Annotated in this window: 19 protein-coding genes; 11 read left to right on the top strand and 8 right to left on the bottom strand. The window is 59.1% G+C overall.

Annotation, left to right across the window (positions count from 1 at the left end):
• Positions 1 to 153: 153 nt before the first annotated feature.
• The gene (locus H9Q09_RS05000) at positions 154 to 342 is read right to left on the bottom strand and encodes an excalibur calcium-binding domain-containing protein (RefSeq protein ID WP_246716017.1); all 189 of its coding nucleotides are present in this window, start codon (positions 340 to 342) and stop codon (positions 154 to 156) included.
• A 470-nt stretch (positions 343 to 812) separates the two neighbouring features.
• On the opposite strand from H9Q09_RS05000, the gene H9Q09_RS04995 reads away from it, so the two are divergent.
• Positions 813 to 2,735: a methyl-accepting chemotaxis protein gene (locus H9Q09_RS04995; RefSeq protein ID WP_187390121.1), complete on the top strand. Its 1,923-nt coding sequence runs from the start codon at positions 813 to 815 to the stop codon at positions 2,733 to 2,735.
• A 447-nt stretch (positions 2,736 to 3,182) separates the two neighbouring features.
• Here the strand turns inward: H9Q09_RS04995 and H9Q09_RS04990 are convergent, their stop codons facing one another.
• Positions 3,183 to 3,632, bottom strand: a complete 450-nt coding sequence (locus H9Q09_RS04990; RefSeq protein ID WP_187390120.1) for a hypothetical protein — start codon at positions 3,630 to 3,632, stop codon at positions 3,183 to 3,185.
• Positions 3,633 to 4,788: 1,156 nt separating this feature from the next.
• Here H9Q09_RS04990 and H9Q09_RS04985 point away from each other — a divergent pair.
• Positions 4,789 to 5,070, top strand: coding sequence for a hypothetical protein (locus tag H9Q09_RS04985; RefSeq protein ID WP_187390119.1), 282 nt, complete (start codon positions 4,789 to 4,791; stop codon positions 5,068 to 5,070).
• Between the two features lie 546 nt (positions 5,071 to 5,616).
• On the opposite strand, the gene H9Q09_RS04980 is transcribed toward H9Q09_RS04985, so the two are convergent.
• Positions 5,617 to 6,870, bottom strand: a complete 1,254-nt coding sequence (locus tag H9Q09_RS04980) for a cation:proton antiporter (RefSeq protein ID WP_187390118.1) — start codon at positions 6,868 to 6,870, stop codon at positions 5,617 to 5,619.
• A gap of 249 nt (positions 6,871 to 7,119) precedes the next feature.
• Here H9Q09_RS04980 and H9Q09_RS04975 point away from each other — a divergent pair, with 249 nt between their 5' ends.
• The 4 genes from H9Q09_RS04975 (at position 7,120) to H9Q09_RS04960 (ending at position 9,096) form a co-directional block, all read left to right on the top strand.
• Positions 7,120 to 7,632: a hypothetical protein gene (locus tag H9Q09_RS04975; RefSeq protein WP_187390117.1), complete on the top strand. Its 513-nt coding sequence runs from the start codon at positions 7,120 to 7,122 to the stop codon at positions 7,630 to 7,632.
• 129 nt (positions 7,633 to 7,761) lie between these two features.
• Positions 7,762 to 8,280 carry a hypothetical protein gene (locus H9Q09_RS04970; RefSeq protein WP_187390116.1) on the top strand — a complete coding sequence of 173 codons (519 nt, stop codon included), beginning with the start codon at positions 7,762 to 7,764 and terminating at the stop codon, positions 8,278 to 8,280.
• The gene (locus H9Q09_RS04965; protein ID WP_187390115.1) at positions 8,277 to 8,654 is read left to right on the top strand and encodes a hypothetical protein; all 378 of its coding nucleotides are present in this window, start codon (positions 8,277 to 8,279) and stop codon (positions 8,652 to 8,654) included. Before H9Q09_RS04970 ends, H9Q09_RS04965 begins: the two co-directional genes overlap by 4 nt.
• Before the next feature lie 265 nt (positions 8,655 to 8,919).
• Entirely contained in the window at positions 8,920 to 9,096 is a 177-nt protein-coding gene (locus H9Q09_RS04960) for a hypothetical protein (RefSeq protein ID WP_187390114.1), read from the top strand.
• A 479-nt stretch (positions 9,097 to 9,575) separates the two neighbouring features.
• On the opposite strand, the gene H9Q09_RS04955 is transcribed toward H9Q09_RS04960, so the two are convergent.
• The gene (locus tag H9Q09_RS04955) at positions 9,576 to 10,139 is read right to left on the bottom strand and encodes a hypothetical protein (RefSeq protein WP_187390113.1); all 564 of its coding nucleotides are present in this window, start codon (positions 10,137 to 10,139) and stop codon (positions 9,576 to 9,578) included.
• A 212-nt stretch (positions 10,140 to 10,351) separates the two neighbouring features.
• On the opposite strand from H9Q09_RS04955, the gene H9Q09_RS04950 reads away from it, so the two are divergent.
• Together H9Q09_RS04950 and H9Q09_RS04945 are read left to right on the top strand one after the other, a co-directional pair.
• Positions 10,352 to 10,789, top strand: coding sequence for a hypothetical protein (locus H9Q09_RS04950; RefSeq protein ID WP_187390112.1), 438 nt, complete (start codon positions 10,352 to 10,354; stop codon positions 10,787 to 10,789).
• Positions 10,782 to 11,264, top strand: coding sequence for an ImmA/IrrE family metallo-endopeptidase (locus H9Q09_RS04945; protein ID WP_187390111.1), 483 nt, complete (start codon positions 10,782 to 10,784; stop codon positions 11,262 to 11,264). The genes H9Q09_RS04950 and H9Q09_RS04945 overlap by 8 nt, the downstream gene beginning before the upstream one ends.
• A 25-nt stretch (positions 11,265 to 11,289) precedes the next feature.
• Here the strand turns inward: H9Q09_RS04945 and H9Q09_RS04940 are convergent, their stop codons facing one another.
• Positions 11,290 to 12,279 carry an IS1595 family transposase gene (locus H9Q09_RS04940; protein WP_187390110.1) on the bottom strand — a complete coding sequence of 330 codons (990 nt, stop codon included), beginning with the start codon at positions 12,277 to 12,279 and terminating at the stop codon, positions 11,290 to 11,292.
• Between the two features lie 202 nt (positions 12,280 to 12,481).
• Here H9Q09_RS04940 and H9Q09_RS04935 point away from each other — a divergent pair, with 202 nt between their 5' ends.
• Positions 12,482 to 13,702, top strand: a complete 1,221-nt coding sequence (locus H9Q09_RS04935) for a hypothetical protein (RefSeq protein WP_187390109.1) — start codon at positions 12,482 to 12,484, stop codon at positions 13,700 to 13,702.
• A 218-nt stretch (positions 13,703 to 13,920) separates the two neighbouring features.
• Here the strand turns inward: H9Q09_RS04935 and H9Q09_RS04930 are convergent, their stop codons facing one another.
• On the bottom strand, positions 13,921 to 14,283 hold the full coding sequence (locus tag H9Q09_RS04930; RefSeq protein WP_187390108.1) for a hypothetical protein: 363 nt from the start codon (positions 14,281 to 14,283) through the stop codon (positions 13,921 to 13,923).
• Positions 14,284 to 14,562: 279 nt separating this feature from the next.
• Here H9Q09_RS04930 and H9Q09_RS04925 point away from each other — a divergent pair, with 279 nt between their 5' ends.
• Positions 14,563 to 15,831 carry a PAN domain-containing protein gene (locus H9Q09_RS04925; RefSeq protein ID WP_246715998.1) on the top strand — a complete coding sequence of 423 codons (1,269 nt, stop codon included), beginning with the start codon at positions 14,563 to 14,565 and terminating at the stop codon, positions 15,829 to 15,831.
• Positions 15,832 to 15,906: 75 nt separating this feature from the next.
• Here the strand turns inward: H9Q09_RS04925 and H9Q09_RS04920 are convergent, their stop codons facing one another.
• Positions 15,907 to 16,893 (bottom strand): site-specific integrase, encoded by a 987-nt coding sequence (locus H9Q09_RS04920; RefSeq protein WP_187390107.1) that lies wholly within the window; start codon positions 16,891 to 16,893, stop codon positions 15,907 to 15,909.
• Between the two features lie 166 nt (positions 16,894 to 17,059).
• On the opposite strand from H9Q09_RS04920, the gene H9Q09_RS04915 reads away from it, so the two are divergent.
• Positions 17,060 to 17,485, top strand: a complete 426-nt coding sequence (locus tag H9Q09_RS04915; RefSeq protein WP_187390106.1) for a hypothetical protein — start codon at positions 17,060 to 17,062, stop codon at positions 17,483 to 17,485.
• Positions 17,486 to 17,623: 138 nt separating this feature from the next.
• On the opposite strand, the gene H9Q09_RS04910 is transcribed toward H9Q09_RS04915, so the two are convergent.
• Positions 17,624 to 20,167 carry an EAL domain-containing protein gene (locus tag H9Q09_RS04910; RefSeq protein ID WP_187390105.1) on the bottom strand — a complete coding sequence of 848 codons (2,544 nt, stop codon included), beginning with the start codon at positions 20,165 to 20,167 and terminating at the stop codon, positions 17,624 to 17,626.
• Between the last annotated feature and the right edge of the window lie 121 nt (positions 20,168 to 20,288).

The raw sequence follows: 20,288 nt of genomic DNA, 5'->3' as shown, positions 1-20,288 counted from the left end.
GACTATGCTGTATCGCTCGACGGACCGCCTCTGTCGTCGTGGCGCATCCATGAAGAACTTGGACCATAGCGCATCCTTCCATCCCTGCGAAAAGACTGCACCATCAAAACCCGGGATCAAACACCTAATCCTCCCTGAACCTGATCTCTTTCACTACCTGCCCGACCATGGCTCGCAAGCGATCCCGTCATTGTCTCGATCCAGATGGCGAGCATACCCCGGCTGCCCTCGCCTTAGCGGCGCCTTCCCTGCGGCGCGCACAGCGTCGCAGTTCCGATACGCGAGAATATGCTTCGTCGTGATCCCGGATCCTGTGCCCGTTCGCTCCGGAGCGGCATACATGGCTGCGCCGCCAACGCCGATGATCGCAACAATCTTGATGAGCAGCATCGACAAGTCTCGCGACCAGCGGGATCGCTGGCGACGTCGTGGAACACGTTCAAACTGCCGCCGCAGCCGGGCAGCACTGTCAAGACGATCCTGTCGCTTCCACGGGCTGACAGTGGACATGGCGCATACCTCCGCCGTGGAGCATCAGCCTTTCGATTGAACGATCGGCTAATCGGATCGTGAAGATTCTCGCCGATGGGCGATCGGATATGCTCGCCAAGACTCAGGGGCGCTCACTGGCAAGTTCCCTGGCCTCAAGCTGACACGAAACGCTCGCCAGTGACGCCGGGTGGGTATCGCGGCATGTATGCTCACCCTGAGGGTTCGCGAGAAGGATCTCTTAATCATCACTCACTATTTTGTGAGGGAAATCTCGAGCTCGGGAACCTTTCCTGCGCAATCCCAATAGGACGATCGGAACAATGCAGCTGGCAAACCTCAAGATATCTACGAAGATAGCGGCAGCTTTCGCGACGCTCGTGGTGATAGCCGCTTGCATGGGCGTGCTACTGTTCCAATCCTTAACGAAGATCGAGACCGCCGGAGAGGACAAAAACCACCAAGTCAGCCTGTCCAACGCAGCGATCGACGCGCGCTTCGCGCTCGCTCGGCAAGAAAATTCGCTGCGCGGCTTCATGATCACCCGCGACGCTTATTTTTCGGGGCGGGTGAAGGAGCATTACGAGACCTTCAAGAAAGATATCGCTCGCCTTGGCGATATTGCAGGCGCCGGCAGCCAGATCGCCGCGCAATTGCCCCAGGCATCCGCTGCGATGGAGGCTTGGCAGAATGAAATTGCCGATCCCGTCATCCGCAATGCCCGCACGGAGCTGACTTACCCACAGGCCCTGACGCTCTTCAATTCCGGCAAGGCTGACGAATTCATCGAGCCCATCGAGAACATTCTCGATGGCGTTCGCGAGGCCACCATGGCTGGCTTGTCTTTGGCAAGCCAGGCCGAAGCTGAGGCCAAGGGCGCTGCAGAAACAGCCCTCCTGATCGGGATGGGAGCGCTGATTCTGGTTTCGGTGGGCCTCGGCTGGGTTCTGTCCCGAGGCATCGCCACGCCGATCGTCCAGATTACTGGCGTGATGCGGAAGCTTGCCGCCGGTGATAAGACCGTCATCATCCCCGGCGCCGGCCGCAGGGATGAAGTCGGCGAGATGGCGGGCGCGGTTGAGACCTTCAAGCAGGCCGCGATCGAGCGCGATGAGCTGGCGCAGGAAGCCGAGGCCACCCGCATCAGCCAGGACGAGGCCAAGAAGCGTCAGGCCGCGCTCGACAACGCCAAGGCCGAAGACCTGCGGGCCTTTGTCGGCGTCGTCGAAGTGGGCTTCGAGCGCCTGTCGGCCGGTGACCTGACCGTGCGCATGCAGGACAGGGTGGCCGAGGAGTTCGAGCCCATCCGCGCCAAGTTCAACGCCAGCGTTGCCGCACTGGAAACCGCCATCGGTCACGTCGTGATGTCGATCGCCTCGATCCGCACGGGTCTCGGCGAGATCAACACGGCCTCGAACGATCTCGCCCACCGCACCGAGCAGCAGGCGGCGAGCCTCGAGGAAACCGTCGCGGCGCTGGGTGAAGTGACCCAGGCGGTCAACGAGACCGCCGAAGGCGCCGGCAAGGCCCAACGGGTGGCTTCCGGTGCCCGCGAAAAGGCCCAGAAGGGCGGCGAGGTCGTGGGCAAGGCGGTCGCGGCCATGGGCCAGATCGAGCAGTCCTCGGAGAAGATCAACTCGATCATTTCGGTCATCGACGAGATCGCCTTCCAGACCAACCTCCTGGCGCTGAATGCCGGGGTCGAGGCGGCACGGGCCGGCGAAGCGGGCAAGGGCTTCGCGGTCGTCGCCCAGGAAGTGCGCGGGCTTGCCCAGCGCTCGGCGGAAGCCGCCAAGGAGATCAAGACCCTGATCGCGACGTCCCGCGAGCAGGTCGGCACCGGCGTGGAACTGGTCACGGCCTCGGGCAAGTCGCTGGAAGAGATCGTCTCGGAAGTCAGCGCCATGGCAGAGGTCATCTCGACCATTGCCTCCTCGGCCCGCGAACAGGCGACGAGCCTGCGCGAAGTCTCGGGTGCTGCCGACCAGATGGACAAGGTCACCCAGCAGAACGCCGCGATGGTGGAAGAGGCCACGGCGGCCAGCCAGACGCTGGCGGGCGAGACCGACGAACTCGCCCATGCCATGGCGAAGTTCCGCACCAGCGCCGGCGATGCGACGCAACGTCGGCAGCCCACCCTAGCTCCGCAACGTCAGAGCGCGAAGGTCACACAACTCCGCCCGACCGGCTCAGGCGGCGCGGCCCGAGCGCCGCAGTCCGATGCGGACAGCTGGGAAGAGTTCTGATGATAGTTGTTGGGCCAGCGATAACTGCTGGCCCAAAATCGTTCCTACGGGCTGACAGTGGGCAAGGCGCACCCGCTACTCGTCTGCGCAACCCGCTAAGCTCATCGGAAGATTGTTGGCGAGTATGGGATGCGGTGGGCCGCCAAGACTCAGGGGCGCTCGCTGGCGAGCTCCATGGCCTCCTGATGTGGTTGGGTAGCAGCCGGCAGAAAACGCTCGCCGATGAGACCCCACGGCGATCGGCGCAGTCCGTCGGCCGACCTCTCTTGTCAGATCCAGTAGGGCGTCGATCGGACGATCTTCGCCATCCTCATTGCCCGCGTCAGTCACGCTCAGCCATCCGGGTCGCGGTGTCGGGCTGGTGCATATAGCCGGCTGGCAGCACTGGCCAAGGACGCGAAACTTATGGATGCGCCCCTTAGTCTAGATAAGAAAAATTTGGTTGCTCTACTGACGGAAATTTTGCTGGGCCGCCGCGGCCGGTTTCCACGGCCCTGTAATCACAGGGCAAGGTATCTGCCAGCAATGCGTATCTCCAGCAGCATCGACACCGCATGACCAGCACTTTGTGCCCTTTTTTGTGGTTGTTGTCGGAATAGCCGCGCCCCGGGGGTCCTTGACGACAAATTTCAGAGGCTGACCGCTTGCGGCAATACAAATGAGAGCAAAGCCAGACGGTGCGCGCTCAATCAGGTTTTCGCCGCGTTTCAACTGAGCTGGATTGATTTTGTTGATCGCGTTCCGTTCGCTGCGCTGCGCTACAGTAGGCTTGAGCATGGTGGCGCCACCCCGCTCTATGCCTTGCGCTGCTCCGTCGGACAACCCGTATGCAAGAAGAGCAATCGGCAGCAAGAACGAAAGACTGCACCGCCCGATTCGAGAATACAAGGTAGCCATAGTTCTTCTCTCAAACGATGATTGAGCCGGACGCTTTATATTCCCCAGCGTTACGCTTATTCGCGAGGAACGTATAGCCCACATGTGCGGCTTCGCATAAATAGCTCTGCATCCGTGGTCGTTTCACGAGCTGACAGTGGATATGGCGCACACTCCGGCGAGGAGCATCCACCACTCGTCTGAGCGATCCGCTAATTCGATCGAGAAGATTGTCGACGGTGCGCGACGGGATGTGGGCGCCAAGACTCAGGGGCGCTCACTGGCGAGCTCCGTGGCCTCCTATGCTAGGCTGGTTGCATCCGGCGCGGAACGCTCGCCGGTGACTCTCCCTGACGATCGGCGCCGTCCGCCGTCCCACATCTCCTCGTCGGATCCTGTAAAGCGCCGACCGGACGATCTTGCGATCCTAATCGCCCGAGTTAGTCACGCTCAGCCATCCGTGTCGCAGTGTCAGGCTGATGGAGATACCCGGTCTGTCGCTCGATCTCGCGCATCACCGCGTTCCACTGGCGCGCGTCGTCGAGCGCATCGACTACTTCCGCCAAGTGGCGTTTGTCGCGGGCGGCTACCCATGCGCCCTGCGGCCCGTGCATGGCGACGAGGACCGAGGCCTCCCGCCGGACCTCCTTCGGCGCACGGAACCACGCGAGCAGACCTGTCCACCTCATCGGCATCGCACTCGCTGAATCCACCACAGGCTCAGCGAGGAGCCACGATGGAGCCAATCATCACTGCCCCGTTGCATAGGCATCAGCCGGCCCTTTCGAATATCGGTCTTCACACGATCCTCCTCTCCACCAGATCCCGCTCGGCGCTACGTTCATATTCCCCATCGTCATTCGTGCATTTCGATCGGTCTTCTGCAAGTCCTCCGGCAGAGGAGGGGAGATCGTCGAACTGCGAATACGTTTAGATCCGGCGATGTCACCTTCGAATATCTGCCCAGTCGATAGTCCCAGGCGGGAATGCGCCGCCAAGACTCGAGAAAGCCCTGTGGCGAGCTCCGTGGCCTCCACTGTTGTGGATCCTGCATCTGACGAGGAACGCTCGCCAGCGAGTCTGCATGACGATCCATGCAAACCGGAGCGTCGGTTACTCCCCACCCTCACCGCTCGCCTGCAGAATGCTCCCGTAATCGGAACAGGAGGCGGCGAGGATGAACGGGATCGAGATCAGGGTCGGACGCAGACTTGTCATCCGTGCCGCCGGCCGTTTCGCTGTGCTGCTGATCGTGCTCGGCTTTCTCGTCACCGTGCTGATCGTCAGCGATCGACTCGAACGGAATGCGCCTGTCGGAGTGGTCTGGAACGCCGCGCCGGATGAACGATCTTGGTGGCGACGCTCACCGACGCGATTGCGCCGGAGCAGTTCGAGGATCATGCGCCGTCGCGGAGATGGCTGCTATGCGGATCGAGCGATCAGCATCGACTGGAGTTGAGGCTCCGCGCAATCCGATCGATGCCACTCATAGGCGAAGAGCACGATCCGGACAATCATCCTCCGCTGATCGGCACCGTCCTCATCAGGCCGACCCAGACAAACATGCAGCGAGCGCTCATCCACTGATGAGGGGCGAAAGGTGACAAAATCGCGAAAAATCGAAATCGACGGTGCGCGTGTCAACTTTGCGTAACGTTTGCGTGAACCTGTCGCCCGCAAAAGGTGGCTTTCGGCCTTTCCTGTTGGGTGACAGATGTCACCGTCACCCTGAGATTTGAACCAAGTTCGACATGAAAACCGGCGCCTGAACGCGTCTATGTAAACTTTTGTCACCCGAGCAAGCAGCCTCGTCACCTTGCCAGATCTTCTGCCGTCGCCGGGGAGCACTCGCTAAAGCGCTACGCCTGTGCTCGTCGTCACTCATGGCGCCTCGGTCGCGCGCTTCATGATATTGAGCGCGAAGTTGTATCCGCGGGCGCCAGCAAGCTCGATCTCCAGCATCTAAGATGACCCTATGGAAGAGTCCTCCGAGACCCCGTGAGGTTCATTTCTCCGCTTGCCGAACTGGTGGTCTGCCCTGGTCAAGGTGGCGCATAACAGGCGTGACGACGATGCCGTGCAGGACGATCGACATCAGGACGACGAGGCAGACCGTCACCCACAGGACCTCCGCCTGGGCGAATTTGGCCTGCCCCAGCGCATAGGCGAGGTAGTAGAACGACCCGAGCCCGCGAATGCCGAAGAAGGCAATCACCGCCTTCTCCTTTGCCGGTGCAGAGAACCCCATAAGGCTGATCCAACCAGAGATCGGGCGAACTACGAGCAGGATCAGGACCGCGAGAACGACGACCTGCCAGTTTAAGGCGCCGAAGATCGAACCCTCGGCGATGGCCGCTCCGAAGCAGACCAGCAGGACCATCATCACCAGCCGCTCGATCTGCTCGGCGAAACCGTGCAGGCGCTCATGGTAATCGTGCTTTCGCTCTACCGAGCGCATCGCCAGCGCCGCCACGAAGACCGCCAAGAACCCGTAACCGTTGATCAGCTCCGTGGAGCCATAGGCAAGGCAGGTAATGCCGAGCGCGACAAAGCCGTCGCCGGTTTCCGAGAGTCCAGCCCTATTGGGCAGCCGGAACATCAGGTGCCCCATGATCTTGCCGCCGATCCACCCGACGGCAACGCCGGCCGTGAGCTTCCACAGGACATCCACCAGCAACCAGTCGGCGAAGAATGGCTCGCCGGAGACCTGTGACAGAGCGATGGCGATGGAGAGGTAGACGAAGGGGAACGCTGCGCCGTCGTTGAGACCCGCTTCAGACGTCAGGGCAAAGCGCACGTCGTCGTCCTCGCCCGATTGCGGCGGACCCACCTGGACGTCGCTTGCGAGCACCGGGTCGGTGGGGGCAAGGGCCGCGCCGAGCAGAAGCGCCGCCGCCAGATCGAGCCGGAGGATGGCTCCCGCCAGAAGAGCGATCGCGAAAATCGTCAGCGGCATGGCGATGCCGAGAAGCCGCCACGTGCTTTCCCAGCCGCTCCAGCTGAGCACTCGGTCAAGCTTGAGCCCAGCGCCCATCAAAGAGACGATCACGACGAACTCGGTCAGGCGTTCGGTCACCAGACGGTTCTCCAGCGGGTTCGCTGCGATCACGGGAAAGAGCGGCGACCAGACGAGCAGCATCCCGATGGTGATACACACGATCGGCAGCGAGAGCGGCAGCTCCTTCAGGAGCATGGGCAGCCAAGCAGTCAGAAGGACAACGGCGCCGAAGACCGCGAGCAGGAGGATGTAGATTTCCATCGCGCTATAGCTGCTACGCTGTGCTGGAGTGGCAATGCCGCCAGCACTCCTCTGCGCATTCCGTGAGTGCAGATCAACGCTCGCCGCCAGGACGCGTAGCGCTGAGAAGCTTATACGCGCTCACTGAAGCGATCCGTGGGGCCGAAGTGAATTCCGTTATCGCGGCGTTATCTGTTAGCTAGCTAGTTATTGTTACGTATAACAGTAACAGGAAACGAGGTATCAACACGGTCAGAAAGGAGCACGGGAATGGCAATGACAAATGCGGAGCGCCAGAGGCGCTATCGGGAAAAGCAGCTCGCGATCCGGCGCGATCAGAAGGACTCGGCGAATCGATACCTGAAGCGGTCCTTCGCGGCTTTCTTCCTGGCCGATATCGAGGATGACGCTGGAGATTGGAGCAGCGTTCAGCAGACCTTTGACCTCGCCGGCGTGACGCTTCCTGACTTCGAGAGAAACGAGTGGCCTGAGTATGACGAGTTCGAGGTGGAGGGCTCAGGAACTGAAAACCGCTTGTCACTCGGCAAGGCGGAGATGCTCGCGGACGCCATGCAGGATGGTCTCCGAATTCTGGCCGAGAAGATCTCGCGCTTCAAACGGGAGGAGGTCGAGGCCCGCATCGCCGAACTCGAGGCAGCAGAACTACCGGACGCGGCAGCAAGAAAGCAGGCGCTGGACGACATCGTCGAATTGAACCGGATCCAGGCGCGCCTGGCGAAGAAAGCCCGGCTGACCTTCCCGGAATACCAGATCAAGGGCTGAGAGGCCTTTGGACCTACCGACGCGGCTTGCACCCCGCGCCGGCAGGAAGAGGCGCCGCTTTTGCGGGCGGCGTAGCGAAGTGACTTGCAACACCTCACGGCCCTTGAAAGGGCGAAAGGCTTATACCCTATGACCAGCACAAACGCGATTTATCTGCTTACTGAGATTCTCCATTCAGAAGAGGCTGACGCTCTTTTGCCTTCAGCTGACTGGAGCATCCAAGCTGGGGAGGAAGCTCGCGAAAGAATCGCATGGATCGAGTCCCTCATTCAGGACGCGGCACCCAATGACAGTGTCGACGATATCCTCTTCGAAATCGAAGAAGTCATCAAATCTATGAACGACGCCGTGAACGATCTTCGAGGCTTTGTTTCTCGTGCGCACAATGCGCTGGGTCACGTTGACGCCGCAAGGGAGGCGATCGAGGCGTTCTGCAGTAATCCGACTGAGGAAAACCGGCTGAAACTCGCAAAGGCTGCAACACCGCTGGCGTATAGCTCCGTGGCGATGAGCGCATCCGAGAAGGGAAAGCTCCGTAAATTTGTCGAAGCCCCCATCTGGCGAGGCTTGATCAGTTTCGGCAGCCTGGCTTTGATTGCCGAGACAGCGCTCGACCCCTCAAAGATTATTGAGGCGGAAGCAGCATGAATTTCCCTGCCACTGCTATCAGGTCAAAGCCGTCCAATCGGGCCGCCTTCGAACCCTCGGGCGAGGGGCAAGCCGCCGGACATCTGCGCGCGGCGTTCAATGATCTTGTTGCCGCTTATGTCCACGGTGACGCAATGACAGTCACGATGCACGCAAGCCTTTGGGCACTCTGTGGGCGGCTTTGGAACTGTGGTGACCTGCTTCCCTGGTTTGTCTTTTGTGATTTCGAGGAAATGGCAGGAATGCACGACGTTCCTCCCCTCGATTATGCAGGGGGCGCGCGCTTCATGCGATGGCACATGAGGGCGAATAAGCCGCGGTTGCGGGTTCCGGTGATCATGAAGACCGTTCAGCCGAGAGAGTCGCTGAGCTAGGAATGGTAGGCGCGCCGGCCGCTGACCCGGTGCGCCTCCTCCTTCTGATCTAACGTTGAATTACATAGGCGAGGTTGAATCAGCTCCCGCGTGTCAGGAGAGCTCACCGGCGCGCTCCACGGCCTCAGAGCTTCATATGTTGCAGTCGGCGCCAAACGCTCGCTGGTGACTCAGTATAAGATTCCACAGCAGTTCATACCGACGACTTTTCCCCCGCTATCCGATCGGCCGCAATATCTTACGGTAGAAGATCGAGGAGGCGGCGATGACGAGTAAAATTGAGATCCAGATTGGGCACAGGTTGATGATCCGGGCGGTCGGTAGCTTCGCCGTGCTGGCGACTGTGCTCGGGCTGCTCGCTGTCGTTACGCTCATCGACAAACGGTTAGATCGGGCGAGCCCGATGCTGATTTCGGAGAACGCACGGCAGGCAGCTCGCTGAGGCGTCTCATAGGCCGGCAACCAGGTCATCGGCAGTTCGGGTAGGGACCGCCGGCCGGAGGAAAGGATAGGATCCGGGACCGCCGTGCGCACAGTTTCGGAGCGCCTTTTCGAACGCTATCTCATCCTTCGAGTATATCGAGAAGTGTGGACTTAAGGCGCGCCGTGCAGGCGGCTGAATGTGAACACCTGGAGAAAAAATCCCTCACAGGCCAGAGGGTTAATGTTTGTTAATGCCGAACCCTAGGAACGTGTAACGGACGTGAATGCCGAACGTGAACGAATGTGAACACCCCGACCCCAAAGGCTTGAAGCCGGAGCCAAGGATAGGCGGCCGGAAGTGGGCAGACACAGGGCGCATCCCCCTACCGAAATCGCGGTCAACCTAGGACTTCGTTCCCAATTATATACGTGACAAAAGTGAAAATAGTCCTATGGTGATTCGCGACAGGCCGGCTCAGACTGAGATCGAGACGGAGATCACGTCGAAGGATCTTCAGGCGTTTGAGGATCTATGGATTGAGTGGTCGAAGGAGGGGAATAATCTTGATCTGATGGAGACAGGAGGGCTCCCAGAAGTCCGATCCCTTGCGAAAAGGGCTCTGGATTGGGTGGTGCAGATTGACCAGAGAATAGAGCCTTGAAGGCGTCCGACAACTGGAACATTGGTTCCATGCGCTTGAGTTGTTGAGCGGCTTCCATGAGTTGATTATGCCGCTCGGCGAAGTCGAGGATGGACCACCGCACCTCAGGAAAAACCAGCTTGGCATTGGCCTTGGTGACGAGGAACGAGACGCCATCACCCTTCTCATCCGGGCCGAACCAGTCGTGAGCGATCATGTTGCGGTCGTCGCTCATATTGCCGATATCAATCGCGGTCCTCTCGTATGAACTTTTCTTCTCGCTGTCCTGAAATGTCTCGTTGATGAGGACTCGCAGTATCTTTTGCTTATTGCGGAATTGAAGGTTCTTCGTGACGATCAGCCCCTGAGCAAAATCGAGATTGAGGGCCAAACGGATACACTCATTCAGGGCGTGTTCCATCGCGCCCCATCCGCTAAGATAATATCCAACAAGCGCGTACGAGCGAACGTTGGGCTGCAGTGAGGCGAATGGTTCCATGGCTGATAAACCTGACGATCAGAGTTGGGGTGAAACCAGGCGCATCATGGCGCGCCTAGTAAGCACGCCTCCCCAGCCTAAGGGTGGGAAGAAGGAAAAGGAAAGCGTAACGAAGAGCGGCGATAGTCGTTCTCATGAGCCACGACGACCAAACTCGAACTAGTCGGTTATTGGCCCGCATGAGCGGGTGGCGGTTAACCGACGAGTGGGGGGCCCTCCCTTGGACCCGCATCAATTGGGGCCTACATATGCTTTGGGGGTTCCTGATTGTGTTGATCTGGAACTCTGATGGTAATCCTGACACCTCGGGGTTATCGGTTTCGATGACAGTGCTCCAGACATTTCTAGCGGTAGTCGCGGTAGGTGGGTTTTGGCTCCTGAGAAGCGAGGTGCGTTCTGCGGCATTGAAGGAATTGGAGGAGATCGCTCCGAAACTGGCGCGAGACGAACTCTACCCGATGATACTCCGTGAGGTAATGGACGGAGAGGGTTTGATTGCCGGGGCGCAAGTGGGTTCCGACGAAGATTTGAATGATCTTGTGACCGAGTTTGGGAGAGAAAACGGTGGATGATAGCGAACTATCGGTGGTTAAGCGCCACATGTCGCGCCCACCGGTAAATCCCGAGAGTATATTGACCGCGCTTGGCGTCCGCTTTTCCACGGCAGAAATGCCGGAAGGAGCATCTGGCGATATACGCCGCCGCAGAAGCGGGGAGTATGAGGTCAGGGTCAACGCCCGGGAAGGCCTACAGAGGCGTCGCTTCACAGCCGCTCACGAATTGGCTCACTACTTACTGCATCGAGATTTAATCGATGAGCATGGCCACTTGGACCGCCTGTATGAGGTTCGTGCTTCTAACCCCTCCGAGCCGCTGTCTCCAGAGCATGAAGTGCAGGCGAATAAGCTAGCTGCGCAAATCCTTATGCCAGCCACGCAGGTTAAGCGTTATTATGGGATGGAAGGTCTGAACGAACTAGCCGCCCGCTTTCAGGTCTCACCGGCAGCGATGCGCATCCGGCTAAAAGCGCTCGGACTTACGGCGTAGCGCTTTAAAACGTCGCGCCTTCTGCTTAAGCGTGCGCGGCTTCACCAATCCGCCGATAGGTCAGGCGCTTGCCTTCGATGCCGCGCATAATGTCGTTGACGCGCTGGGCATCGTTAAAACCGAGCTTCGTGCGGCGGTTATAGCGGAAGTCGAATTCGGCCAGATAGCGGTGCAGGTGAGCCTCGCCGCAATGCTGGTAAACGCCGATCATGCCACGCTTGAAGACAGAGAAGACGCCTTCGATCGTGTTGGTATGGACGACGACTTCGCCCTCGCGACGGGCGTACTCCTTGGCCGAATGCTTCACGGTGCGATGGGTCGCGTATTCCTTGCCCGTCTCGGTGTAGAGGCGGGATTCATCCGTGTAGAGCACTGTATCGCGGGTGACGTTGCGGACCAGCACTTCGCGCACGGTCGAAGCGGTTGCGCTGTTCAGGTGCATCATACGGGCGCGGCCATCGCGTTCGACCAGACCCACGACGATACGCTTCTGCGCGCCGCCTGACTTGCCGGACTTGGTATAGGTCGGCTTGCGACCACGAGCGAGGGTGCGGGGCGTCTCGCGCTTGCCGATGTAGGTCTCGTCGGCTTCCACGGTCTTGCCAGCGCCACCCATAGGCGTCGTCTCGAATGAACCGTCTTTCATGGCCTCGCGAATGCGATGGCACATGAACCAAGCGGTCTTGTAGGTGACGCCCAACATGCGGTGGATCTGATGGGCCGACATGCCCTTCTTGGACGAAGCCAGAAGGTGAACGGCCAGCCACCACTTGGACAACGGAACCTTGGAGCGCTCGAACACGGTGCCCACGGTGACGGTGAACTGACCTTTGCACTCGTTGCAGTAGCGCAGGCCGGGGCGATGCGACTGCTTCTTGCCTTCGACCATTGCAATGCGGGTTACGTCGCAGTTGCCGCAATGAGGGCAGATCGGGCCGTTCGGCCAACGCACTCGCTCCAGCTCTTCACGGGCTGCGGTGTCGTCGTTGAAGATCGGGTTTTGCAAGTTGGCCATTGGGCTATCTCCTTGATCCCAATATCTGACCATACGGCACTTTTGTCAAGTATATAATTGGGACTTCGTTCCTTGTTTCATCCTCCAAGTAGCTTCACCTGAAGCTGACACCCATCGGCTGATTCAGCACCCATGTGATCGATCGGCACGTCCAATAGATGATCGTCGTCGATGGAAACGCCAATGCAGCGAGGAATTCGAGTTGCCGAGTAGCACCATCAACATCGAGTTCGCCAAGAGCTCACGACCGCCGGTGCCTCTCGCTTACAATGAGGTCCGTATTCCCGGGACGCAGGCGCGGTTCAGGGGCCGGTATGCGCTCGCGCCGGCGATCTCCTTGCAGTCCTTTCGTCGCCAGGCCGTCATCGACTGGCTCGACGTCGGGGTGATCCTTCCGGCGCCAAGCCAAGCGATCCACGTCAAAAGGATGGTTGACGCCGCGCTCGGTGGGAATTGCTACGTGGAGCTCTTGCACGAGAGCGATGCCGAAGGGGAGACGCGAACAGGCAAGGCCTTCGCCGTCCGGCTGCAAGAGCCGCGGATCGCGGATGTGGTGAAATTGGAAGCCGCGCTACAAGATGCACGGCGACTGGAGATCCCTTTGTTTCTCCGGAAGATGGAAGTGAGCATCGACTTCTACCCGCGCGCACCGTCCGCAGATGCGCGCTCCCAATTGTTTGCGGTGCTGCACCGGCACCACTGGCCCCATAGAGACGTGCTGGCAGACCGGACAGAACGCCCCCGCTTCTCGTGGGGCGAGGGGAGCGATCGAACAGCTGCAGTCTTACCCATAGCGAGAACGCCGGGACGCGCACGAAACCTCGTGAGCAGCGCTTCTAGCGATCGGGCTGCCTTCGGCGACTCGACCTACTACGTGGGCAGCCGAGATGGGCCGGTCCTCTGGAGGATCATGGACAAAGAGGTCGACCGGCAGAACAGACCAGCCGGGAAGGCACAGAACCTGGCAGAGAGCGAGAAGCGTGTTCGCATAGAGGTGACCCTCGGCTCCAGCGAACTGGACCATCTAGGCCTGGTCTGGCCGGATGATCTGGCGAGGTTTCGGTTTGAAAAGCTGCAGAGCCGCTATTTCGCTTTCATGCAGCCAACCTTCAGGCGAACTGGATCCGGGCAGCCTGTCCCGGCTTGGCTAGAACGACAACGACGAGAGAAGTTCCTGACATCCGGGGTTATCGGGCTCAGGGCGATGGACGAAGCAGATGCAGAACAGAAAGCTGCCGGACGACGGGAACTCATCCGCCATCTGAGATACGCCGGCCGGAAGCCGCGACCGCTCAGACGCACCGGCACCGGGAGCGCGCTGACTTTTGTTGCCTATTACGAGATGAACAAGGCTGTCGAGACAGCGCTCCGGCATCTGAGGGAAAGAGAGGAAACAGAGATGAGGAGGGTAGGGGTCAGGTAGGGAGAGTGCTGTGGTTGAGTGTGTAGAATAACAAGTTATCAGACCGCCAACCGGCTTCGACGCGGCAGACCTAAGGCTGCTTGGCCTTCAAGCCCGGCCAAAATCGAACCGGCGCCGGAATTTGGTGGGAGAAACTTGCTGTGGACCGACAGTGAAGCTGATCTACAGTGAGTTTATCCCACGGCCTACCCCGACTGGAAGTGCCAAGCGCTGATTCCTCACCGATCGCAACGGACGTAAGGACCATTTACGTCTGGAATTCCGTTGTAGGTCATGTGGAGCCGACCTCGGAAATCCTCGACGGCGACGACGGTCGTTCTTGTGCCGGCATCGCCGGATGAGAAGCAAACGCCCTTCCAAGTGACGATGCTGCCATCCCTCTTCACGCTGTCGAAGTCGCATGCTTCTTCATCGCCGGTGATACCGAGCGGTGAGATTGAGATGGCACCGAAGGTTGGAGAGCATTTCTCCCCAACGATCTGCCATTGGCCGACTATGGTTCGAGAAGCGGCAAGGGTCGCTGCGGACGAAGAGATCAATAAAACTATCACGCCCCATTTCGCTTGAAATCGCAGTCTCATCTTTCGTCTGTGCCTACGGCGTAGCGCGACTTTACCTGCTCTCGACAACAAACCTTGAGCTTCCTGGTCGCCATTGCAATCTCCGGTGGTTCGCTGGACATTTAGAACGACGGCACAGCGGTGCCAAGGACGACCGCCCAAGATTGCGGGCAGCGGCTAAATCTCTGTTCACTGTCGCCGTTGGATTAGTTTGGGTGGCATAGGATGATCCCTTGCTCCTGGGGCGAGTGAAGTGTTCCTTTTGGCCAATCAGTTTGCGGAAAGAATGGAGCCTCGCCAATGCGCCTACGCCTCGTCATGGCAGTCTTCTCGCTTGCCCTTCTGGCCGCATTTCCCGTTGACGCGAAGGTGCGAACCTTTGGGCCGTTCTCCGTCGACGATGGACGGCCAAACGTCATTTTGCTCGATGGCGATATTGACGGGGGCTCGGCACTCAATTTCAGGCGCGCTCTCGCGGCAACGCCCGACGCCGAGCTCCTCGTCCTCAACAGCCCTGGTGGCCTTGTCGCCATGGGGTTGCTGATTGCGGACGATGTCTATCAGCGCAAGATGGCAACGATGATTCCGTCCGGCTCAGGCTGTTACTCATCTTGCGCGTTGATTTTTCTTGCAGGAGACGAACGGCAGGCGGACGGCGAGCTCGGTGTGCATCAAATCACCTCAGACAATCGGGACCTAGTGAGCGCCCAGTTATCCATTTCGGACATCCTCGACGTTCTCAACCGTTTTGATACACCGGTGGAAGTCCTAACGGTCATGTTTCGGACCCCGCCGGACGACATGCACGTATTCTCCGACGAAGAGATCGCCCGTTACGAGATCAACCGGCGGCACGGTGATACGGCGTCCCAGAGGGCAGAGCCGCTTGCGAGTATGGAACCGTTCTCAGATGAAATGAGCACGCGAGAGGAGAATGCAGCCACTGGCGATCCAGACAATCGCTCTGCACCCGATCTGGGTCGCAGTTCGGCGGCGAAACTATCAGCGATCGAGGACTACGCCCGCCGACCCACTCGCATGGCCGTTTATGCTGGCCTGGATTTCTATGGTGGAGACACTGGCTCGCAGCGAGTGAACGACGCGCCATCATGTGCGCGTGCCTGCCTCGCGTTGAATGGTGAATGCAAAGCGTTCACCTACAACGCGAACGAGCGCATCCTCAGTGGTCCGAATTGCTTCCTGAAGTCGAATAAAGGCGTTGTTGATGCGAATATGTTCGCGATTTCCGGCGAGCTTCTGACGAGTAACGATCGCGATCCTGGCTCGTTCACAATGGGAGTTATAGATCCCAAGGCTGGCATATTCGATAAAGTGGATCTGCCCGGAGGGGATCTCTCGCAACGGCCTGAACGAAGCGCAAAATCCATGCAGCAGTGCCGACTTTCCTGCGTGAAGAATGACCGGTGTATCGCATTCACTTTCGTCCGTGGCAGAAACGAGTGTTGGCTGAAGGGCTCTGCCAGTGAGCCGAACTTCCGAGACGGTATGGTGAGTGGCGTGAAAAAACTGGAGACTTTCGAGCCGGCTACGATCGTCGAGCTGGATTAACCGCTAGGCGACACAAGGTGCCGCAGGGCTGGTCTCACAAAAACTTGGCCCGCATTGATCGAGAGGTTATTCCCGTCAGCCAAGCCGTTCCACAAGATCCACCGCCTTCAGATGGCTGTAGCGCTGCAGCATCCGGAGCTCCTTATGACCGGAGATCGTCGCGGTCTCGATGACGTTGAACCCGCGCTCCAGCAATCGGGTCACTGCTTCGTGGCGGAGGTCGTGGTAGCGAAGATCAGGGATGCCCGCACGAGTCCTCAGATGGCCCCAGGCTTGCTCCACGGCGCTCTTGGTGGTCGCGATCACCCTAGCGCCCGAACGCTCGCTGGCGAGGCTCCTGAGCGTTTCTGTCGCGCGTTGGGACAGGGGAATGTCTCGACTGTCGCCGTTCTTGGTCATGGGCAGGTGGGCGACGCGGCGATCAAGGTCGACGTTGTCCCATGTCAGCGCCAGGATCTCACCCTGTCGCATCGCTGTCTCGACGGCGAGGATGATCATGGCGCGCATGAATGGGTTACGGCCAGCGTCGGCGGCTTCCAGCAGGCGCTGTTCCTCGCCTTCTTCTAGGCGGCGATTGCGGCCGCGCGGTGGGACTGGGCGACGGATCATCCGGCACGGGTTCTGTGCAAGGTGAATGCCCCACTCCTTGCGGCCGATGTCGATCGCGTGCCCGAGGGTGTTCAGTTCTCGGATGACGGTCGCGGGCGCGACCTGACCAAGCCGCTCGTCGCGGTATTTGGCGACATCAGCCGGCGTTAGCATCGCGAGCGTGCGAAAACAGATCGGGCGCGTCAGCATTCCCCGGATCCGATACGTCTCCGACGATGCGCTGCGCTTAACTGGCGTGATTTCGGCGACGTAGCGCTCGAGGAGCTCGCGGACTGTCATCTTCTCCGCGATGCGCGTGTCTGGAAGATTGCCACAGCGATCGAGTTCAGCCTCGAGGCTCCGAGCCCATTTCTCGGCGTCTGTCTTGGCGTCGAAGCTCTTCGCACGCGGCTGCAGCCCTTTACGGCGAACCATCGCCTGCCAGCGTCCACGTAGTTTCCGTATCGTCGCCATGAAAGTGCTCCTCGTCTGCACCTTCACGCGTAGGAGACCGGTGACTCGGCGCCAAGGATCAATCCCGGTTATCCCGACTTAAGAGGGTTGCAGCCGAGCCCTCGCGCCTTCCCGCGTCCGTGACTCTCGGCTAGCTTCGAGCTTCGGGGGAAGACGACAGGGGGTGATGATGCTGATTGCCGGAGTCGTGCTGTATCTTCTCGTGGCCGCGGGCGTGCTGGCTATGGCTTCCAAATACGCCTTTGGACCAGCCCCGGCGGTTCATCACGACAAGGCGCTCAAAGCAGAAGGGATGGTGCCTACGGTTGCGATGCAGATCGTGCTGCGCGCCGTCTACGTCCCCATGGCGGCAGCCTGCGCGGCCTTAACCGTCGTCGTCGTTGTGCTCGCCCTCGGTCCGATCTGGGATGGCGAGCTTTGGGCCTGCGTCACAGCCACTGTGGCGGCTTTGGTGCTCGGCGTGCCGACTTCAGCGTCCTCGTGGTGGTTTGAAAAGCGCACCGGCGTGCGTGGCCCATATCGTCAGGCGATGGCCCCGACGGCGCTTAACGTCGTGGCCTTCTTGCTCGCAGGCTCGTCAGCAAACGCCTAACGCCAAGAGCTCGGGCAACGTCTCTTCAGTGCCTTCGGCGGTGATGTGCCGCGATTGTGCCGATCCGCTATCGGTGCGAGCACGATATCATCAATCCAGGTCTTTTACGTCTGGCTGGCAAGGATCTCCCGGCTGTGATCAGGCGAGAGAGTGCTGCTCTGCTAAGGCAGTGTTCGACTCTACGCCTGGCACTCCCGGTTTGGAATTGAGGATACCCTCGAGGGAACAAGGTCGGTGAAAATAGAATCCTTGAGCAAAACCGACCCCTATATCCTGCAAAATCGCAACCGATGCTGCGTCCTCAACACATTCCGCTACAACAGAGATATCCAGATTCCTGCTGATGTCCGCAACAGATCGACATATTGCCAAATCAATCTCGCAGTTTGCTATTTGTCGGATAAACTGACCGTCGATCTTGAGATAATCGACCGAGAATTTCTTGAGGTAGGAGAAGGAGCTCAGACCGCTGCCAAAGTCATCAAGGCTCACCCTGCAACCAAGCGCCCGAACGCCATTTACGAAATCGGCCGCGGCGCGGAAGCTGTTGATCGCCGCTGTTTCCGTGATCTCGAAGCAAATCCTGGCAGGAGCAATCCCCGAGCGCATGAGACCGTTCACAACAAAGGAGAGTAAAGACGGATCGCTTATGGACTGCGCGGAGACGTTGATCGACAGGATTGTGCCGGATGAATGGTCGGAACGCTGCAGCAACGAGAAACAATGGTCTATAACATAGCGGTCCAAAGCGACCATTAGGCCAAAGCGCTCGGCAGCTGGAATGAATTTCGAAGGGGGCAGCAAAGTTCCGTCACGCTTCCGCAGGCGAGCTAAAACCTCGAAACTTTCATCTAGGCAAGGCGATGAGGACAATGGAACGATTGCTTGGGCATATAAGATAATGCGATTTTCTCTCAGTGCATCCAGAAGCTCTCCAGCAGACTGAACGTCCGCTAGGTCTTCTTCCGCAGAGCATGCGCCTGAATTGTGTATCACCGACTTGTTGCGCCCAGACGATTTGGCCGCGTAGCAGGCAGCATCCGCAAAGGCCATGGCTGATTGACGATCCCGAAAGCTACTGTCTAACATAACCGCGCCTATGCTGCAGCCTATGTCATAAGATCGCCCGCTCCAGATGGGGCGTGCGTTGTTGATCTGCGCAATGATGGTCTCACAAATCTGCGATAGTGTATGGACGTCATTCATAATGACAACGGCGGCAAATTCATCCCCGCCTAATCTAGCCGCTAATGCTCCATCCGGTAGGCAAGACTGAAGAACCTCAGCGATCCGTCGGAGAAGCGCGTCGCCAGCTGCATGCCCTGCCGTGTCGTTGACGAGCTTGAACCGGTCGAGGTCTATGAAGATCAGTCCGTAGGCAGTTGAGCCCGCGAGGTCAGCGACGATGTCGTCGAGGCGCGCATCAAATGTCGCGCGGTTCAAGAGGCCAGTCAGATGATCATGTTCGGCTGCGTAGGCCAGCGACCTCTGATGCTCCCTCTGCTCCGTCGCGTCCTGGAAAATTGTGATGGCTCCGACAAGGAAGCCGTCGGCATCGAACATGGCGGACGCGCGGTCACTGATCGGCAAGACCGAACCGTCCTGTCGGAGTAGGCAGGCATCCTCGTGACCCGAGACTGAAGATTGGAGGGCGAGGGCTTGGCTGGCGATGTTGAGAATCGGCTGAAGGTTCGTTGCATCGACTACTGGCATCGTATCTGACAGCAAGGTTCCGAGAACCCGGGTGCAGTCATGTTGCAAGAGGTGACAGGCAGCATTGTTGGCGTAGGTAATCCTTTGTTCGCGATCGACGATCACCACGCCATCGGCGATTGCGTTGATGGAGTTCCGGAGGAATTCCTTCTCAGCCAGAACTGCGTTCTCTCGGAGAACTCGTTCAGTAATATCGAAAACGCTCCCAATAAGCAGGGTGGAGCCGTCGTTGAGGCACACCCTACGGGTCAACGCGTGAACATGGCGGATTTCTCCCGAGGGGCGGACGATCCGATATGTCATGTCGACGGGTATGCCATTCTGCAACAGTCGAGTTGCAGAGTGTTCAGCAGCTTTTGCATCGTCCGGGTGCAACCGTTGATGCCATGTCGCCTGCGGAACCTCATTCGGGCCGGCGTCGAGCCCGTAAATGTCACGCATGCGTCGGTCCCAGATCGTTCGCCCGGTCGAAGGCTCGAACTGCCAAACACCAATGCGACCGACTTCCAAGGCAAGTTCGACGCGTTGTCTCTGCAGAACGAGATCCTGCATCAACTGCTTCTGAGCCGTTATGTTGGTTTGGACGCCGATCAGTCGCGTAGGTTGCCCGTCCTCGTCCCACGCTACGGCACGACCGCGATCTAGAACCCAGATGTAGTGACCGTCGCGATGCCGCAATCGAAACTCGGTCTCAATCTGCTCGGTGACACCTGCCAGATGCTGCTCGCCGCTGGCGATCGCCTTTTCGCGGTCGTCGGGATGTATGAGTTGGAGCCACAGATCCGGATCGTCGCAGAGGACGTCGGGGTCATAACCCAGCATACGCTTCCACCCATCGGAGTAGAAGCACTGGTTACCTAGGAGATCAGCGTCCCAAACGCCGAGATCAGCGCTGTCGACAGCCCATTCGAAACGATCAATAGAGGGATCTCGTGCAATCGGATCATTCTTTGCGCTTGCTTGGCTCATTCCTCACTCCACCGAGCGGCGAGGCCGCACAGAACCGGTAGCAGATCATGTCTCACGAAATCATTGATGAGAGATCTGACGCTGTGCCGGACATGTGGCTTTAGCCGTCGAGTAACTTGAG

It is taken from the genome of Aurantimonas sp. DM33-3 (genome assembly GCF_014334315.1).
GTDB classification, from domain to species: Bacteria; Pseudomonadota; Alphaproteobacteria; order Rhizobiales; family Rhizobiaceae; genus Aurantimonas; species Aurantimonas coralicida.
The sequence above is the reverse complement of the archived record's forward strand: the minus strand, read 5'-3'. Positions and strand labels throughout refer to the sequence as shown.

Bases quoted from the DNA above. Each gene is read 5' to 3' on its own strand.
- H9Q09_RS05000 (WP_246716017.1), bottom strand. From the start codon at position 342: ATGTATGCCGCTCCGGAGCGAACGGGCACAGGATCCGGGATCACGACG.
- H9Q09_RS04995 (WP_187390121.1), top strand. From the start codon at position 813: ATGCAGCTGGCAAACCTCAAGATATCTACGAAGATAGCGGCAGCTTTC.
- H9Q09_RS04990 (WP_187390120.1), bottom strand. From the start codon at position 3,632: ATGGCTACCTTGTATTCTCGAATCGGGCGGTGCAGTCTTTCGTTCTTG.
- H9Q09_RS04985 (WP_187390119.1), top strand. From the start codon at position 4,789: ATGAACGGGATCGAGATCAGGGTCGGACGCAGACTTGTCATCCGTGCC.
- H9Q09_RS04980 (WP_187390118.1), bottom strand. From the start codon at position 6,870: ATGGAAATCTACATCCTCCTGCTCGCGGTCTTCGGCGCCGTTGTCCTT.
- H9Q09_RS04975 (WP_187390117.1), top strand. From the start codon at position 7,120: ATGGCAATGACAAATGCGGAGCGCCAGAGGCGCTATCGGGAAAAGCAG.
- H9Q09_RS04970 (WP_187390116.1), top strand. From the start codon at position 7,762: ATGACCAGCACAAACGCGATTTATCTGCTTACTGAGATTCTCCATTCA.
- H9Q09_RS04965 (WP_187390115.1), top strand. From the start codon at position 8,277: ATGAATTTCCCTGCCACTGCTATCAGGTCAAAGCCGTCCAATCGGGCC.
- H9Q09_RS04960 (WP_187390114.1), top strand. From the start codon at position 8,920: ATGACGAGTAAAATTGAGATCCAGATTGGGCACAGGTTGATGATCCGG.
- H9Q09_RS04955 (WP_187390113.1), bottom strand. From the start codon at position 10,139: ATGGAACACGCCCTGAATGAGTGTATCCGTTTGGCCCTCAATCTCGAT.
- H9Q09_RS04950 (WP_187390112.1), top strand. From the start codon at position 10,352: ATGAGCCACGACGACCAAACTCGAACTAGTCGGTTATTGGCCCGCATG.
- H9Q09_RS04940 (WP_187390110.1), bottom strand. From the start codon at position 12,279: ATGGCCAACTTGCAAAACCCGATCTTCAACGACGACACCGCAGCCCGT.
- H9Q09_RS04930 (WP_187390108.1), bottom strand. From the start codon at position 14,283: ATGAGACTGCGATTTCAAGCGAAATGGGGCGTGATAGTTTTATTGATC.
- H9Q09_RS04925 (WP_246715998.1), top strand. From the start codon at position 14,563: ATGCGCCTACGCCTCGTCATGGCAGTCTTCTCGCTTGCCCTTCTGGCC.
- H9Q09_RS04920 (WP_187390107.1), bottom strand. From the start codon at position 16,893: ATGGCGACGATACGGAAACTACGTGGACGCTGGCAGGCGATGGTTCGC.
- H9Q09_RS04915 (WP_187390106.1), top strand. From the start codon at position 17,060: ATGATGCTGATTGCCGGAGTCGTGCTGTATCTTCTCGTGGCCGCGGGC.
- H9Q09_RS04910 (WP_187390105.1), bottom strand. From the start codon at position 20,167: ATGAGCCAAGCAAGCGCAAAGAATGATCCGATTGCACGAGATCCCTCT.